This is a genomic window from Micromonospora nigra (assembly GCF_900091585.1).
Classification (GTDB): Bacteria; Actinomycetota; Actinomycetes; order Mycobacteriales; family Micromonosporaceae; genus Micromonospora; species Micromonospora nigra.
In genome coordinates this window covers 964117-980636 of record NZ_FMHT01000003.1, presented here as the reverse complement: position 1 = coordinate 980636, position 16520 = coordinate 964117, and the positions used below count along the sequence as shown (strand labels likewise).

The window sequence follows — 16520 nt, the reverse complement described above, 5'->3', positions numbered from 1 at the left end:
TGAGCCTGCGAGCCCCGCAGTCACGAACGGAGGACTGACTCTGTGAGCATCCGTACCCTCGACGACCTGCTCGCCGAGGGGGTGTCGGGTCGGCGCGTGCTGGTGCGCGCCGACCTGAACGTCCCGCTCGACAAGCAGACCGGAGCGATCAACGATCATGGTTCCGCCTCCGGGCCGCAGGGCGGCACTCCGGACGGAACGAGGATCGCCGACGACGGCCGCATCCGCGCGGTGCTGCCGACGCTGACCGCGCTGGTGCAGGCCGGTGCGAAGGTGGTCGTCTTCTCGCACCTGGGCCGCCCGAAGGGCGCTCCGGACCCGCAGTTCAGCCTCCGTCCGGTCGCCGGGCGCCTCGGTGAGCTGCTCGACGCGCCGGTGCACTTCGCCACCGACACCGTCGGCGACTCGGCCCGGTCCACGGTGGACGCCCTGGCCGACGGCCAGGTCGCCCTGCTGGAGAACCTGCGCTTCAACAAGGGCGAGACCAGCAAGGACGAGTCCGAGCGCGGTGCGTTCGCCGACCAGCTCGCCGCGTTCGGCGACGCGTACGTCGACGACGCGTTCGGCGCGGTGCACCGCAGGCACGCCAGCGTGTACGACGTGCCGGCCCGGCTGCCGCACTTTGCCGGCCGTCTCGTGCTGCGCGAGGTGGAGGTGCTCTCGAAGCTGACCGCCTCTCCCGAGCGGCCGTACGTGGTGGTGCTCGGCGGGTCGAAGGTCTCCGACAAGCTGGCGGTGATCGAGGCCCTGCTGCCGACGGTCGACCGGCTGCTCATCGGCGGTGGCATGTGCTTCACCTTCCTCAAGGCCCAGGGCCACGAGGTGGGCTCCTCCCTGCTCGAGGAGGAGATGGTCCAGACCTGCCGCGACCTGCTGGAGCGCGCCGAGGGCAAGATCATGCTCCCGGTCGACGTGGTGGCCGCGGACGCGTTCGCCCCGGACGCCGCGCACGACGTGGTGCCGGCCGACGGCATCCCCAGCAAGCGGATCGGGCTGGACATCGGTCCGCAGACGGTCGCCGCGTTCGCCGCCGCCATCAAGGAGACCGCGTCCGGTGAGCCGGGCGGCGCGCGGACGATCTTCTGGAACGGCCCGATGGGCGTGTTCGAGATGGCGGCGTTCGCCAACGGCACCCGCGGGGTGGCCGAGGCCATCGCCGGCGCTGACGCGTTCACCGTGGTCGGTGGCGGCGACTCCGCCGCCGCGGTGCGGGCGCTGGGCCTGGACGAGAAGTCCTTCAGCCACATCTCCACCGGTGGCGGGGCATCCCTGGAATACCTGGAGGGCAAGACCCTCCCCGGCATCGCGGCTCTGGAGAACTGATGGCGAGCGCCACCCGTCGGCCGCTGATGGCCGGCAACTGGAAGATGAACTGCAACCACCTCGAGGCCAACCTGCTGCTGCAGAAGCTGGCGGCCAGCCTCACCGAGAAGCAACTCACCGACGTCGAGACGGTGGTGCTGCCCCCGTTCACCGACCTGCGCACCGTGCAGACGGCGGTCGACGGCGACAAGCTGCTCATCGGCTACGGCGCGCAGGACCTGTCCCCGCACGCCTCGGGCGCGTACACGGGCGAGATCTCCGGCTCGATGCTGGCCAAGCTCGGCTGCACGTACGTGGCGGTCGGCCACTCGGAGCGGCGGCAGTACCACCGGGAGGACGACGCGCTGGTCGGCGCCAAGGTGCAGGCGGCGCTGGCCAACGGCCTGACCCCGATCCTCTGCGTGGGGGAGGGGCTGGACGTCCGCGAGCAGGGCAACCAGGTGGCGCACTGCAACGAGCAGCTCGACGGCGCCCTGAAGGGCCTCTCCGCCGAGCAGGTGACCAAGGTCGTGGTGGCGTACGAGCCGGTCTGGGCGATCGGCACCGGCAAGACCGCGACGCCCGAGGACGCCCAGGAGGTGTGCGGGGCGCTACGGCAGCGGCTGGCGGAGAACTACGACCAGGGCACCGCAGACCAGGTCCGGGTCCTCTACGGCGGTTCGGTGAAGTCGTCGAACGTGGCGGCGATCATGGCGCAGCCGGACGTGGACGGGGCTCTGGTGGGCGGCGCGAGCCTGGACGCCGAGGAGTTCGCGAAGATCTGCCGGTTCCCGGAGCACATCACCCGCTGATCGCTCGCTATCCTTGATCCCGCCCGTCCGTCGGTCGGTGCCACGGTGCCCGATCTGCCCGGGCGAGGATCGTAACGAGAGGACTGACCCCAGCCATGCCGATCTGGTTCGCATACACGTTGATCGTGTTGCTGGTCATCACGAGCGTCATCCTGACCATGCTCATCCTGCTGCACCGCGGTAAGGGCGGTGGGTTGTCGAGCATGTTCGGCGGCGGCGTCAGCTCCAGCCTGGCCGGGTCGTCGGTGGCCGAGAAGAACCTCGACCGCTACACCGTCCTGGTGGGTATCGTCTGGTTCGCCTGCATCGTCGGGCTGGGGCTCTGGCTGCGACTCCAGGTGGGCAGCTGAACACTCCGCGCACCGGGGGCAGCTGAGGGTGCCCGCCGAAGCGTACAATCTGCGCGCGGTCCGTCACTGACGGGCCGCGCGCAGTCCTTTTCTCCGCTGCACCGCGTCGCCCGCCGCCACCCCCTCCGACGGCGGTCCCCTCCGACGACAGGAGCGAGCGCCGTGCCGAACGGCAATGTCATCCGGGGCACCCGGATCGGGTCCGCACCCGCCCGCCACGCCCAGCGCTACGAGCCGGCTCCCCGGCGGGCCGTCAGCTACTGGTGTCGCAACGACCACCGGGTCGAGATCAGCATCGCCGCCGAGGCGGAGGCTCCGCCCGTCTGGGACTGCCCGCGCTGCGGTCTGCCCGCCGGGCAGGACGCCCAGAACCCGCCGGGCCGGTCGCGCCCCGAGCCCTACAAGACCCATCTGGCGTACGTGAAGGAGCGGCGCACCCAGGCCGAGGGGGAGGCGATCCTCGCCGAGGCCCTCGCCGCCCTGCACCGCCGTCGGGGCCGTTCCTGACCCACGCTGACCGGCCGCCCCGTCCCGTCCCTGCCGCCCCGTCTCGCCCCCGGCCGCCCCGTCTCGCCCCTGCCGCAAGTTGCGGCAAGTCGCGGTGTCCCCGGCTCCGGACACCGCAACTTGCCGCATGTTGTCGGCGCCAGCGGTCCCGCCGTTGGTCGGCCCGTCGGGCGCGGCGGTGGCACCGGAGGGCTTCAGCGCAGGCTGCGCAACCGGGTGGGGACGTCGGCCGCCGCCGCCCGGTCCAGCAACCACAGGGTCCGGCTGGTGCCCCGGACACCCGCCGCCGGCACCTGCACGGGCCCCGCTCCGGCGAGGGCCATCCCGACCGCGCGGGCCTTGTCGGCGCCACCGGCTACCAGCCACACCTCCTCGGCCGTGTTGATCGCCGGGAGGGTGAGCGTGGTGCGCACCGGCGGCGGTTTCGGGCTGCCCCGCACCGCGCTGACCGGCCGGGTGTCGTAGTGCACCGGATGCTCGGGGAAGACGGAGGCGACGTGCCCGTCCTCGCCGATGCCGAGCATCAGCACGTCGAAGTGGGGGAGCGTGGCGGTGCCCGGCCGGGCCGCGGCGGCCAGCTCGGCCGCGTACCGCGCGGCGGCCTCCTCCGGGTCGGCGCCGTCGGGGCCGTCGGAGGCCGGCATGGCGTGCACCCGGGCCGGGTCCAGCGGCACGACGTCCAGCAGCGCCGCCCGGGCCTGGGTCTCGTTGCGTTCCGGGTCGCCGGTGGGCAGGAACCGCTCGTCGCCCCACCAGACGTCGACGCGGGACCAGTCGACCGCGTCACGGGCCGGCAGGGCGGCCACCGCCCGGTGGACGGCCGCCGCGATCCGCCCGCCGGTCAGCACCACCGACGCCTGCCCCCGCTCCGCCTGCGCGTCGAGCACCTTGACCAGCAGTCGGGCCGCCACGGCCTGCGCCAGCAGGTCGGCGTCGGCGTGGACGGCGACACTCGCCTCACTCATTCGCTGTGCCTTCGTGTCCGCGACCGCCCGGCGGCCGGTGTCGGTACCTGTGTGTTCGGGGCGACGTCGACCCGTTGCGGAACCCGGCGGCCCCGCCGGCCCGGGGCGTTCACTCCTGCCCCGACGTGCCGGCGTGCGCGGTGACCCCGGCCTCGGCCCGCTGGGCGGTCGCCGGGTCCTTCCAGACGTGCACCCGCTGCCCCTGGCGCTGCTCCAGGCCGGTGAGCCCGGCGGCGGTGCCGAGGGCCTCGGCGTACACCTGGTCGGCGTTGAGGCGGCGCAGCTCCTCGGCCAGCTCGTCGCCGAGCGGGCGACGCACCAGCGGCAGGTTGCGGTCCTCCTGACCGGTACGCCGGAACGTCGCCCTGCTGTCGTCGCGGGTCAGCGTCAGCTCGTCACCGTTGACGCAGCGCAGCTGCACCTCGCGCATCCGGGGAGCGGCGTCGGTGTGCTCCCAGCGCGGCCGGATGCCGAGCCGGCTGCTCAGCCAGCCGCACATGAGCGCGGCGGTCGGGTCGGTGGGCGGGGCGACCACGGTGGCGTCGGTGACCCGGGCCTCCGTGGTGTCGAAGGCCCCGGCGACGAGGGTGCGCCACGGGGTGATCCGGGTCCACGCCAGGTCGGTGTCGCCGGGCGCGTAGTCGCGGGCCCGCTGGCGCAGCGCCTCGATGGGGTCGGCGGCCTGCGCGGCGTCGGTGATCCGCCGGTCGGCGACCACGCCGAGGAAGTCCGTGGCGATCTCGTCCGGCGGCTCACCGTGCCACCACGTCACCACGGGCACGTCCGGCACGAGCAGCGGCATGACCACCGACTCGGCGTGCAGGGCGAGCCGGCCGTACATCCGGGTCACCACCGCCTCGCACGGGCCCAGCCGACCACCGACGACGATCTCCGCGTCGAGACGGTTGCGGTCCCGGTCGACGTCGGAGCGCACCACCACCAGCAGTCGGCAGGGGTGGGCGGCGGCGGCGATGGTGGCGGCCGCCTCCGCCTCGCGGACCCGCTTCTCGTCCACCACGACGATCAGGGTGAGGGCCATGCCGCTGGCCACCCCGCCGGCGCTGCGCCGCTCGGCGGCGAGTGCCTTGACCACCTCGTTGCCGGTGGTGTCCCACAGTCCGATCATGCTCGTCTCCAGGCCCGGCCCTCGCGGGCCAGCATCTCGTCGGCGGCCCGGGGGCCCCACTCACCCGACCGGTACGGTTCCGGTGCGGTGCCCTCCCAGGCGTGTTCCAGCGGGTCCACCACCGCCCAGCTCTGTTCGACCTCGGCGGCGTCGGGGAACAGGGTGCGGTCGCCGATCAGCACGTCCAGCACCAACCGTTCGTACGCCTCGGGGCTGGACTCGGTGAACGCCTCGCCGTACTGGAAGTCCATCGCGATGTCGCGGACCTCCATGGTGGTGCCGGGCACCTTCGAACCGAACTTGAGCACCACGCCCTCGTCCGGCTGCACCCGGATGACCAACTGGTTGTTGCCGAGCATCTCCATGTCGGCCGGGTTGAACGGCAGGTGCGGCGCCTTCTTGAAGATGATGGCGACCTCGGTGACCCGGCGCGGCAGCCGCTTGCCGGCGCGGATGTAGAACGGCACCCCGGCCCAGCGCCGGTTCTGGATGCCCAGCCGCACCGCCACGTACGTCTCGGTGGTGGAGCCGGCGGGAACGCCCTCCTCGTCCAGGTAGCTGCGGGCCCGCTGACCGCCCACCCAACCGGGCAGGTACTGCCCGCGCACGGTGTCCCGGGCGACGTCGCCGGGCAGGGTGATCGCCTTGAGCACCTTCAGCTTCTCGGCCCGGATCTCGTCGGCGTCGAAGCTGGTCGGCTCCTCCATGGCGACCAGGGCCAGCAGTTGGAGCAGGTGGTTCTGGAGCACGTCGCGGGCGGTGCCCACCGAGTCGTAGAACCCGGCCCGGCTGCCGATGCCCACGTCCTCGGCCATGGTGATCTGCACCGAGTCGACGTACTTGGAGTTCCACAGCGGCTCGAACAGGCTGTTGGCGAAGCGCAGGGCGAGGATGTTCTGGACCGTCTCCTTGCCCAGGTAGTGGTCGATCCGGAAGACGTCCTGCCGGGTGAAGACGTCGTCGACGAGGTCGTTGAGGGCCTTCGCCGAGGGCAGGTCGTGGCCGAAGGGCTTCTCCACGACCACCCGGCGCCAGCCGCCGCACTTCTCGTTGTCGGCCATCCCGGTGCGGGCCAACTGCTTGAGCACCACCGGGAACGCGGTCGGGGGGATGGAGAAGTAGAACGCCGCGTTGCCGTGGATGCCGTGGCTGTCGCGCAGGTCGTCGAGGGTCCGGGCCAGCCGGTCGAAGGCGGCGTCGTCGTCGAACGAGCCGCCCACGAACTTGATGTTGCCGGCCAGGCGGGCCCACACCTCGTCCCGCCAGGGGGTACGCGCATGTTCCCTCGCCGCCTCGTGCGCCAGCGCCTCGAAGTCGCCGTCGACCCAGTCCCGCCGGGCGAACCCGAGGACCACGAAACCGGGCGGCAGCAGCCCCCGGTTGGCCAGGTCGTACACAGCCGGAAGGAGCTTCTTCCGGGCCAGGTCACCGGTCACGCCGAAGATCACCAGGGCACAGGGCTCCGGGATCCTCGGCAGTCGCCGGTCCTGCGGGTCGCGCAGCGGGTTCACGCCGCCTCCTCGCTCCGCTCGGTCCACATCGTCAGTCGTCTCCGTCGGCGGCGGCCCGGCCGCGTCGCGCGGCCGGGCCGGGCACCGACCGGTCGGTCGGGTGCGGTGGGCATCGTCCGACGTCGGCCGGTGCCCGCTCGCCCGTCGACGGCTCCGTCGGCGGGCGGGTTGCGAAAGGTGTACGGCCCGGCGGGGCCGGAGGATCACCGCACCGATGCGGCACGGCCCGCCGGTCCCGACCGGTCAGCGGGACGCGTCACGGCTCACGCGTTGCCCCCGGCCTGCTGGGCGGCCTCCGCGTTGGGGCGGGCGGCGTCCCCCGGGTGCCCGGTGCCCCGGGCGGCGGCCTCCAGCGAGCGGCGTACGCCGTCGAGCAGTTCCAGCCAGCTGGCCTCGAACTTCTCCACGCCCTCGCGCTCCAGCACGGCGATCACGTCGGCCATGTCGATGCCCACCGACTCCAGGTCGGCGAAGACCTGCCGGGCGGCGTCGTACGCGCCGGTGATGGTGTCGGCCCGGGTCTCGCCGTGGTCGGCGTAGGCGTGGATGACCGGCTCGGGCATGGTGTTGACCGTGCCGGGGGCGATCAGCTCCTCGACGTAGATGACGTCCCGGTAGTCCGGGTTCTTCGTCGAGGTGGACGCCCACAGCGGACGCTGCGGGTGGGCCCCGGCGTCCGCGAGGGCCTGCCAGCGGTCGCTGGCGAACACCTCGCCGTAGCGCTGGTAGGCCAGTTGGGCGTTGGCGACGGCGGCCTTGCCGCGCAGCGCCCTGGCCTCCTCGGAGCCGACCTTCTCCAGCCGCTTGTCGACCTCACTGTCGACCCGCGAGACGAAGAACGAGGCCACCGAACCGATCTTCGACAGGTCGTGGCCGTTGGCCTTCGCCTGCTCCAGACCGGCGAGGAACGCCTCCATGACCTGCGAGTAGCGGTCCAGCCCGAAGATCAGCGTCACGTTGACGCTGATGCCCTCGGCCAGGGCCGCGGTTATCGCCGGCAGGCCGGCCTCGGTGGCCGGGATCTTGATGAACAGGTTGGGCCGGTCGACCAGCCACCACAGCGCCCTGGCCTCGGCGACCGTCTTCGTGGTCTCGTGGGCCAGCCGGGGGTCCACCTCGATGGACACCCGGCCGTCGACGCCGGCGCTGGCGTCGTACGAGGACCGCATCACGTCGCACGCCCACCGCACGTCGTACGTGGTGAGCATCCGTACGGCCTCCTCGACCCCGATGCCCCGGGTGGCCAGGTCGCGCAGCTGCCAGTCGTACTCGTCGGCGTCGCTCAACGCCTTGGCGAAGATCGTCGGGTTGGTGGTCACCCCGGCCACGTGCTTCTCCCGGCGCAGCTGGTCCAGCCCGCCGGTGGACAGCCGTACCCGGGAAAGATCGTCGAGCCAGACCGCCACTCCCGCGGCGGTGAGCTCGCTCAGCCTGTCCGTCGTCATGCCGCCAACGCTCCCCTCAGTTGCCGGTCGTGAAACCGGTGATGTCCCCGACCCGGGCCAGCGCCGCGTGCGCGGCGGCCATGATCCGGTCCGGGGTGAAGCCGAACTGCTCGAACAGCACGGAGTGCGGGGCGCTCGCGCCGTAGTGCTCCAGGCTGACGCTCTCGCCGCAGTCGCCGACGATGCCGTGCCAGGACATCGCGATACCCGCCTCCACGCTCACCCGGGCCTTTACCCCGCGCGGCAGCACCGACTCCCGGTATGCCTCGTCCTGCGCGAAGAACCACTCCTGGCAGGGCATCGAGACGACGCGGGTGGGGGTGCCGCCGGCCTCCAGGCGCTCCCGGGCGGTCAGGCACAGCTGCACCTCGGAGCCGGTGCCGATGATGATCACCTGGGGCTTGCCGTTGGACGCCTCGGCCAGCACGTAGCCGCCCTTGGCGACCCCCTCGGCCCCGGCCAGCGACGTGCGGTCCAGCGTCGGCAGCGCCTGCCGGCTCAGCGCCAGCGCGGTCGGCCGGTCGGTGTGCTCCAGCGCCTGTCGCCACGCCCAGGCCGTCTCGTTGGCGTCCGCCGGGCGGACCACGTCCAGGCCGGGGATGGCGCGCAGCGCGGTCAGGTGTTCCACCGGCTGGTGGGTGGGACCGTCCTCGCCGAGGCCGATCGAGTCGTGCGTCCAGACGTAGACCACCGGCAGCTTCATCAGCGCGGCCAGCCGCACCGCCGGGCGCATGTAGTCGCTGAACACCAGGAAGGTGCCGCCGTACGGGCGGGTGCCGCCGTGCAGGGCGATGCCGTTGAGGATCGCGCCCATGGCGTGCTCGCGGATGCCGAAGTGCAGCGTCCGGCCGTACTCGTGGCCCGGGAAGTCCTTCGTGGCGTGGACGGCCGGGACGAACGACGGCTCGCCCTTCATGGTGGTGTTGTTGCTCTCGGCCAGGTCGGCCGAGCCGCCCCACAGCTCGGGCAGCACCGGCGCGAGGGCCTCCAGGACCTTGCCGGAGGCGGCGCGGGTGGCGATGCCCTTGGCGTCGGCGGGGAAGGTCGGCAGCGCGTCGGCCCAGCCCTGCGGCAGCACCCGGCCGGCGATCCGGTCGTAGGTCGCCTTGCGTTCGGCGTTGGCGGCAGCCCAGGAGTCGAACGCCTGCCGCCACTCACGCTGGGCGGCGTCGCCGCGACCCATCACCGTGCGGGCGTGGGCGAGCACCTCCTCGGTCACCTCGAACGTCTGCGCCGGGTCGAAGCCGAGCACCTGCTTGGTGGCGGCCACCTCGTCGGCGCCGAGCGCCGAGCCGTGGATCTTGCCGGTGTTCTGCTTGTTCGGGGCGGGCCAGCCGATGATGGTGCGCAGCGCGACGAACGAGGGACGGTCGGTCTCCGCCTTCGCCGCGAGCAGCGCGCGGTGCAGCGCCTCCACGTCCTCGTGGTAGTCGCCCTGGTCGGCGTCGCCGCTGCGCCAGTCGACCGTCTGCACGTGCCACCCGTACGCCTCGTAGCGGGCGGCGACGTCCTCGCTCTTGGCGATGCGGGTGTCGTCCTCGATCGAGATCTCGTTGTCGTCGTAGATCACACAGAGGTTGCCCAGCTGCTGGTGCCCGGCCAGCGCGCTGGCCTCGTGGCTGATGCCCTCCTCGATGTCGCCGTCGGAGGCGATGCACCAGATGTGGTGGTCGAAGACGGAGGTGCCCGGCTCGGCCTCCGGGTCGAACAGGCCGCGCTCGCGGCGGGCCGCCATCGCCATGCCGACCGCGTTGCCCAGGCCCTGGCCCAGCGGCCCGGTGGTGGTCTCCACCCCGGGGGTGTGCCCGTGCTCCGGGTGCCCGGGGGTCAGCGAGCCCCACTGCCGCAGCGAGCGGAGGTCCTCCAGGCTCAGCGGGTAGCCGGAGAGGAACAACTGGATGTAGAGGGTGAGGCTGGAGTGGCCGGCGGAGAGCACGAAGCGGTCGCGGCCGGGCCAGTTCGGATCCGCCGGATTGTGCCGCATGACCCGGTTGAACAACAGGTACGCCGCGGGGGCGAGGCTCATCGCCGTGCCGGGGTGGCCGTTGCCGGATCTCTCCACGGCGTCCATGGCCAGCACGCGGACGGTGTCCACGGCCCGGCGGTCGAGGTCGGACCAGTCAAGTGCGGGGTACTCGGGTCGGTTGGCAGCCACGATGGTTTGTGCTCCTCGGCGAGATGGGCGGAACCCTCACTGGTGACCCTATCGAGCGGCCCTAAACGTGCGCCCGCGGATCTCAGCATGCTGGTCTGTACGTGTGCGGCCGGTTCGGCGTTCAGCGGTGGGTGTGACGGCCCGCACCGTTGCCGGGTCGCCCGGGCAGCCAGAACGACGACGCGTAGTGTGTGGGTCGGTGTGTGGCCCCGAGCCGGGCGGCGACCGAACCGAACCTCCCCTGCCGACACCGGAAGGTGGCAATCCGTGAGCATGATCACCGAGCGCCCCGTCAGCAACCCTGCCGGGACGCAGCCGGTGGGCACGGTGGGCGAGGTCGCCCGTCCGCGGGACGTCCGGGCGGTCGTGGCCGCGTACGTGGCACTGACCAAGCCGCGCATCGTCGAGCTGCTGCTGGTCACCACCGTGCCGGCGATGATGCTCGCCGACGGCGGGATGCCGCCGCTGTGGCTGGTGGCCGTGGTGCTGGTCGGCGGCTCGCTCGCGGCCGGCGCGGCGAGCGTCCTCAACTGCTACATCGACCGGGACATCGACCAGTTGATGCGGCGCACGAAGCGTCGCCCGCTGCCCGCGCACACGGTGTCGCCCCGCAACGCCCTGGTCTTCGGGCTGGTGCTGGCGGTGGTGTCGATCGCGATGATGGCGGCGCTGACCAACCTGCTCGCCGCCGGGCTGACCCTCGCCGCGATCGTCTACTACGACCTCGTCTACACGTTGTGGCTCAAGCGCACCACGCCGGCCAACACCTTCTGGGGCGGCGCGTGCGGGGCCGCTCCGGTGCTGATCGGCTGGGCGGCGGTGACCGGTTCGCTGTCGCCGGTGGCCTGGGCGCTGTTCGCGGTGGTCTTCTTCTGGCAGATGCCGCACTTCTACCCGCTCGCGATGAAGTACAAGGACGACTACGCCCGTGCGGGCATTCCGATGCTGCCGGTGGTCGCCTCCGCCCGCCGGGTCAACGCGGAGATCGTCATCTTCGCCTGGCTCACCGTGCTGACCTCGTTGGTCGCCTGGCCGCTGGGTCTGAGCGCCGTCTACGGCGTGCCGACGCTGGTGGTGGGCGCGGTCTTCCTGGTGGAGGCGCACAGGCTCGCGGGTCGGGTGTCGCGCGGCGAGGCGGCCAAGCCGATGCGGCTGTTCCACTGGTCGACCACGTACCTGACGATCCTGTTCGCGGCCGTCGCGCTCGACGCGCTGGTCTGACCTCCGGGGTCGGCCCTCCGGCGGCCGGGCGGTGTCGCCCCGCCCCGCGCCCACGTGGCGGGGCGGCGTGGACCTGCCTCGTGCCGATGCGGTCGGGGTAGTGGTTGGATGGTCACCGGACGTGGTCGTCAGCCTTCGACAAATCATCATGATGGATATGATGTCCGGGTTTCAGGTCACATCTGCGAAATTCTGATCAAGGATCTGACCTGCTCGAATCGCCGTGGTAACCGGCTTTTGCCAGCCCGCTTGGCCCGGCCATGTCCCGACATAGCGGGGCAGATCGCCTTGGGATCTCCTTAAACCTCCGGGTAATTGGCATCACAAAAGGTTCATGGTTCTCGCCCACCCGGGTGGGCGTCTGCTTAGGCTTCGCGTCATGGCAGATGGTTCCGATACGACGCTGACGGCTGAGCAGACCGTCTCCGGGCAGGCCCCCAACGGCCTGGTCGCGGGTATCAAGTCGTTCGCCGCCGAGCACGGCGGGGCGAAGGCGGTCATCGAGTACGTCGGCAAGCGCGGTGCCCGCATCGTCCTCGTCGGTGCGGACGGGGCGTGGGGCGACCAGTTCGCGGAGGACACGGGCGTCGCCCGTCAGGCCTGCGCGACCGCGGGGGTCGACGTCGAGAACGCCTGGGAGCGTGAACTGATGGACCAGATGCGGCCGAGCAACGACCTGTGGCGGTCGATGGCCCGGCGCACGATGGCCCGTTGACATAGATGTGACCGATTTCCACCAGTCGACCCGGGGGAAACCCCGGGTCGCTCTCGTTACCTGCGCCGACCGGGCCGCTCTGGAGGCGGACGACCGGCTCGTCCTCGGGCCGCTCGCCGAGCGGGGGGTGCTGGCCGTGCCCGCGGTCTGGGACGACCCCACCGTCGACTGGGCCGGCTACGACCTGGTCGTGCTCCGGTCGCCCTGGGACTACATCCTCCGCCCCGACGAGTTCGTGGCCTGGGCCGCCGGCGTGCCCCGGCTGGCGAACCCGGCCGACGTGGTCCGCTGGAACACCGACAAGCGTTACCTCGACGAACTGGCCGCCGCCGGGGTTCCCACCGTGCCGACGGGCTGGGTGCTGCCCGGCCGCCCGTGGCGACCGCCCGCCGAGCGGGGCGAGTACGTCGTCAAGCCGGCCGTCAGCGCCGGCAGCCAGGACACGGGCCGCTACGACCTGGCCGACCCGCACCACCGCGACCTGGCCGAGGCGCACGTGCGGCGGCTCGGCGCGGCCGGCCGGGTCGCCATGGTCCAGCCGTACCTCACCGCGGTCGACACCGAGGGGGAGACGGCCCTGCTCTTCCTCGCCGGCCCGCACGGCCCCGCCTTCAGCCACGCCATCCGCAAGGGGCCCATGCTGGCCGGCCCGGACGAGGGCGTGGCGGACCACCACCGGCCGGAGGAGATCACCGCGCGTACCGCCACCGCCGCGCAACTCGCGGTCGCGGAGCGGACCCTCGCGGCGGTGCCCGGCGGATCCGGCCGGCTGCTCTACGCGCGGGTGGACCTGATCCCCGGCCCGGACGGCACCCCCGTGCTGGTGGAGCTGGAGCTGACGGAGCCGTCGCTGTTCCTCGGGTACGCCGACGGCGCCCCGGACCGCCTGGCCGACGCGATCGTCACCCACCTCTCCCGCGGCGGCGCCTGAGCCACCCCGACCCGGCGGCCTCCCACCCGGCCGGGTCTGCGTGCCGTCGGGCCCGGCGAGTCCTCCGCCCGCCCGCCCGGGCGGGTCCCCCGCCGCTGGGTCACGGGGGCCGGGTTCCGGCGAGTGGAGGTCAGACGCGGGCCGGGACCGGTGGTGGGGCGGCGGCCGGTGCGACGGTCGGCATGGGCCCGGCCGGCCGGCGTTCGCGGGTCGACCACAGCACCGCCAGCGTGGCGAGCCAGACCAGGCACGAACCGAGCATGTGCGCGCCGACCAGGATGGCGGGCAGGTCGGTGACGTACTGCACGAAACCCACCACGCCCTGGGCCAGCTCGACCACGAGCAGCACGCCGGCCGCGCGCACCGCCCGGCCGGGTGCGCCGACGGCCCGCAGGGCCAGCCACAGCCCCGCGGTCAGGCCGATCAGCAGGAACACCAGGTCGGCGTGCACCTGGGAGATCGCCTGGGGGTCGAGGCCGTTGCGTACCGCGTCGGCGTCACCGGCGTGCGGTCCGCTGCCGGTCACCGCGACCCCGACGACGATCACCGCGGCGCTGGCGGCGACCGTGAGCCAGGTCAGCGCCCGCAGCGGCGACGGGACCACCGGGGCGGTCGGCCCGTCGGGCTCGTCGACGCGTCGCCACAGCGCGTACGTGGCGAGCAGGAGCAGCATCGACACCACGAAGTGGATGCCCACGATCGAGGGGTGCAGCTGGGTGCGTACCGTGATCCCGCCGATCACGGCCTGCGCCACGATGCCCAGCACCACGGACAGCGCGAGCAGCACCACGCCCCGTCGGCGCGGACGGTGCAGCAGCGCGGCGAGCAGGGTCGCGCCCGCGATCAGCACCAGCACGAAGGTGAGCAGGCGGTTGCCGAACTCGATCACCCCGTGCACGCCCATCTCCGGCGTGGTCGTGTACGACTCGTCGGTGCACCGGGGCCACGTGGGGCAGCCCAGTCCGGACGCGGTCAGCCGGACCGCCCCGCCGGTGACGACGATCGCGACGTTCGCGACGATGTTCGCGTACGCCAGGCGGCGCAGCAGGGTGGTGGAGACAGAGAACGGGACGGCAGGCTTCACGGCGCAAATCCTACGCATCGTAGTGGTGCCCGATCGGGTGACTCCGACACGGCGGTGGTTGGGATCACCGACCCCCGCGTTTGCGGGCCCCTGCCGAATTACGTAACGTGGGCGTTGTGAAAAACGCGGCGGGGCTCTCCGGGCGCCAGCCGGCTGCCCTGGGGGCCGTCGGCCGGTCGGCGTCGGCCGTCCGCCTGCCGTCCACCGGGGCCGCCGCCCAGGCCGCCTCCACCGCCGCCCGGTCCGCATCCGGTCCGGCCGCCACCGACCTGTCGACCCGCGACCGGGTCACCCGGCTCCTGCTGGAACGGGGCGCCACCACCGCCGCCCAGTTGGGCGACGCGCTCGGGCTCAGCCCGGCCGCGATCCGCCGGCACCTCGACGCGATGCTCGCCGACGGCGACGTCGTCGCCCGGGAGCAGACCGTACGCGGCCACCGGGGCCGGGGTCGGCCGGCCAAGGTCTTCCTGCTGACCGACGCGGCCCGGGGCCGCTGCGGCACCCACCACTACGACAACATGGCAACCGCCGCGCTGCGCTGGATCGCCCGCAACGGAGGCTCCTCCGCGGTCGAGGCGTTCGCCACCGAGCAGGTCTCCGCGTTGGAGACCCGGTGCCGGGCGGCGATGGAGGACGCCGGCGACGACCCGCTCGCCCGCGCGGAGGCACTCGCCGGGGCGCTCACGGCCGAGGGTTACGCTGCCAACGCGTCCACGATCGCCTCCGGCGGCCAGCTCTGCCAGCACCACTGCCCGGTGGCGCACGTGGCCGCCGAGTTCCCCCAGCTGTGCGAGGCCGAGACCGCGGTGATCTCCCGCCTGGTCGGCACCCACGTGCAGCGTCTGGCCACCATCGCGCACGGCGACGGGGTGTGCACCACGCACATCCCGGCCCAGCCGGCCCGCACCCAGTCCGGTAACACCGTCACCACTGTGAGGACAGATAGATGACCGAGCAGATCGTCCAGCCCCTGACCCAGGAGGAGCAGCTCGCCGCCCTGGGCACCTACGAGTACGGCTGGGCCGACCCCGACGTCGCCGGGGCGGTCGCCCAGCGCGGTCTCAGCGAGGCGGTGGTGCGGGACATCTCGGCCAAGAAGGGCGAGCCGGCCTGGATGCTCGACCTGCGGTTGAAGGGTCTGCGCCTGTTCGACCGCAAGCCGATGCCGTCCTGGGGCGCCGACCTCACCGGAATCGACTTCGACAACATCAAGTACTTCGTGCGGTCCACCGAGAAGCAGGCCACCAGCTGGGAGGACCTGCCGGAGGACATCAAGAACACCTACGACAAGCTGGGCATCCCGGAGGCCGAGAAGCAGCGGCTCGTCGCCGGTGTGGCCGCCCAGTACGAGTCCGAGGTGGTCTACCACAAGATCCGCGAGGACCTGGAGGAGCAGGGCGTCCTCTTCCTGGACACCGACACCGCCCTGCGCGAGCACGAGGACGTCTTCAAGGAGTACTTCGGCACGGTCATCCCCGTGGGCGACAACAAGTTCGCTGCGCTGAACACCTCCGTGTGGTCCGGTGGCTCGTTCATCTACGTGCCGAAGGGCGTGCACGTGGAGATCCCGCTCCAGGCCTACTTCCGGATCAACACCGAGAACATGGGCCAGTTCGAGCGGACGCTGATCATCGTCGACGAGGGCGCGTACGTGCACTACGTCGAGGGCTGCACCGCGCCCATCTACTCCTCGGACTCGCTGCACAGCGCCGTGGTCGAGATCATCGTCAAGAAGAACGCCCGGTGCCGGTACACGACCATCCAGAACTGGTCGAACAACGTCTACAACCTGGTCACCAAGCGTGCCGTGTGCCACGAGGGCGCGACCATGGAGTGGATCGACGGCAACATCGGCTCCAAGGTCACCATGAAGTACCCGGCGGTCTACATGACCGGCGAGCACGCCAGGGGCGAGGTGCTCTCGGTGGCCATGGCCGGCGAGGGGCAGCACCAGGATGCGGGCGCCAAGATGGTGCACGCCGCGCCGCACACCTCCTCCACCATCGTCTCCAAGTCGATCGCCCGGGGCGGCGGTCGCACCTCGTACCGGGGGCTGGTCCAGGTGCTGGAGGGCTCGACCAACAGCCGCAGCACCGTCAAGTGCGACGCGCTGCTGGTCGACACCATCTCCCGCTCCGACACCTACCCGTACGTCGACATCCGCGAGGACGACGTGTCGATGGGGCACGAGGCGACCGTCTCCAAGGTCAGCGAGGACCAGCTCTTCTACCTGATGAGCCGGGGCCTGAGCGAGGACGAGGCGATGGCGATGATCGTGCGCGGGTTCATCGAGCCGATCGCCAAGGAACTGCCGATGGAGTACGCCCTGGAGCTCAACCGCCTGATCGAGCTGCAGATGGAGGGCGCGGTCGGCTGACGCCGCACCGCTTCCCCGG

Annotated in this window: 15 protein-coding genes; 9 read left to right on the top strand and 6 right to left on the bottom strand. The window is 72.2% G+C overall.

Going from position 1 to position 16520, the window contains the following annotated elements; translation table 11 throughout:
• Positions 1 to 42 precede the first annotated feature (42 nt).
• The 4 genes from GA0070616_RS03735 to GA0070616_RS03720 all read left to right on the top strand — a co-directional run bounded on the left by GA0070616_RS03735 (position 43) and on the right by GA0070616_RS03720 (position 2971).
• Positions 43 to 1323, top strand: coding sequence for a phosphoglycerate kinase (locus GA0070616_RS03735; RefSeq protein ID WP_091076261.1), 1281 nt, complete (start codon positions 43 to 45; stop codon positions 1321 to 1323).
• On the top strand, positions 1323 to 2114 hold the full coding sequence (gene tpiA, locus GA0070616_RS03730; protein ID WP_091076258.1) for a triose-phosphate isomerase: 792 nt from the start codon (positions 1323 to 1325) through the stop codon (positions 2112 to 2114). The genes GA0070616_RS03735 and tpiA overlap by 1 nt, the downstream gene beginning before the upstream one ends.
• Before the next feature lie 95 nt (positions 2115 to 2209).
• Entirely contained in the window at positions 2210 to 2464 is a 255-nt protein-coding gene (gene secG / locus GA0070616_RS03725; protein WP_091076253.1) for a preprotein translocase subunit SecG, read from the top strand.
• A 162-nt stretch (positions 2465 to 2626) separates the two neighbouring features.
• A complete protein-coding gene (locus tag GA0070616_RS03720; RefSeq protein ID WP_091076249.1) occupies positions 2627 to 2971 on the top strand; it encodes an RNA polymerase-binding protein RbpA in 345 nt (114 codons plus the stop codon).
• 194 nt (positions 2972 to 3165) lie between these two features.
• On the opposite strand, the gene pgl is transcribed toward GA0070616_RS03720, so the two are convergent.
• From pgl to tkt, 5 genes are all read right to left on the bottom strand, one after another.
• Positions 3166 to 3936, bottom strand: a complete 771-nt coding sequence (gene pgl / locus GA0070616_RS03715) for a 6-phosphogluconolactonase (RefSeq protein ID WP_091076246.1) — start codon at positions 3934 to 3936, stop codon at positions 3166 to 3168.
• 109 nt (positions 3937 to 4045) lie between these two features.
• On the bottom strand, positions 4046 to 5062 hold the full coding sequence (locus tag GA0070616_RS03710) for a glucose-6-phosphate dehydrogenase assembly protein OpcA (protein ID WP_091076242.1): 1017 nt from the start codon (positions 5060 to 5062) through the stop codon (positions 4046 to 4048).
• The gene (gene zwf, locus GA0070616_RS03705; RefSeq protein ID WP_091076239.1) at positions 5059 to 6573 is read right to left on the bottom strand and encodes a glucose-6-phosphate dehydrogenase; all 1515 of its coding nucleotides are present in this window, start codon (positions 6571 to 6573) and stop codon (positions 5059 to 5061) included. The genes GA0070616_RS03710 and zwf overlap by 4 nt, the downstream gene beginning before the upstream one ends.
• A 263-nt stretch (positions 6574 to 6836) precedes the next feature.
• Positions 6837 to 8018 carry a transaldolase gene (tal, locus tag GA0070616_RS03700; protein WP_091076235.1) on the bottom strand — a complete coding sequence of 394 codons (1182 nt, stop codon included), beginning with the start codon at positions 8016 to 8018 and terminating at the stop codon, positions 6837 to 6839.
• A 16-nt stretch (positions 8019 to 8034) separates the two neighbouring features.
• The gene (gene tkt, locus GA0070616_RS03695; protein WP_091076232.1) at positions 8035 to 10173 is read right to left on the bottom strand and encodes a transketolase; all 2139 of its coding nucleotides are present in this window, start codon (positions 10171 to 10173) and stop codon (positions 8035 to 8037) included.
• A gap of 267 nt (positions 10174 to 10440) precedes the next feature.
• Between tkt and GA0070616_RS03690 the strand changes: the two genes are divergently transcribed.
• The 3 genes from GA0070616_RS03690 (at position 10441) to GA0070616_RS03680 (ending at position 13040) form a co-directional block, all read left to right on the top strand.
• Entirely contained in the window at positions 10441 to 11394 is a 954-nt protein-coding gene (locus GA0070616_RS03690; RefSeq protein WP_091076229.1) for a heme o synthase, read from the top strand.
• A 379-nt stretch (positions 11395 to 11773) separates the two neighbouring features.
• On the top strand, positions 11774 to 12109 hold the full coding sequence (locus GA0070616_RS03685; RefSeq protein WP_091076225.1) for a hypothetical protein: 336 nt from the start codon (positions 11774 to 11776) through the stop codon (positions 12107 to 12109).
• A gap of 7 nt (positions 12110 to 12116) precedes the next feature.
• A complete protein-coding gene (locus GA0070616_RS03680) occupies positions 12117 to 13040 on the top strand; it encodes an ATP-grasp domain-containing protein (protein ID WP_091076222.1) in 924 nt (307 codons plus the stop codon).
• A gap of 130 nt (positions 13041 to 13170) precedes the next feature.
• Here the strand turns inward: GA0070616_RS03680 and GA0070616_RS03675 are convergent, their stop codons facing one another.
• Positions 13171 to 14142 carry a COX15/CtaA family protein gene (locus tag GA0070616_RS03675; RefSeq protein WP_091076218.1) on the bottom strand — a complete coding sequence of 324 codons (972 nt, stop codon included), beginning with the start codon at positions 14140 to 14142 and terminating at the stop codon, positions 13171 to 13173.
• A gap of 98 nt (positions 14143 to 14240) precedes the next feature.
• Here GA0070616_RS03675 and GA0070616_RS03670 point away from each other — a divergent pair, with 98 nt between their 5' ends.
• Entirely contained in the window at positions 14241 to 15074 is an 834-nt protein-coding gene (locus GA0070616_RS03670) for a helix-turn-helix transcriptional regulator (RefSeq protein WP_091076214.1), read from the top strand.
• Positions 15071 to 16501, top strand: coding sequence for a Fe-S cluster assembly protein SufB (gene sufB / locus GA0070616_RS03665; protein WP_091076211.1), 1431 nt, complete (start codon positions 15071 to 15073; stop codon positions 16499 to 16501). Before GA0070616_RS03670 ends, sufB begins: the two co-directional genes overlap by 4 nt.
• Positions 16502 to 16520: the final 19 nt, after the last annotated feature.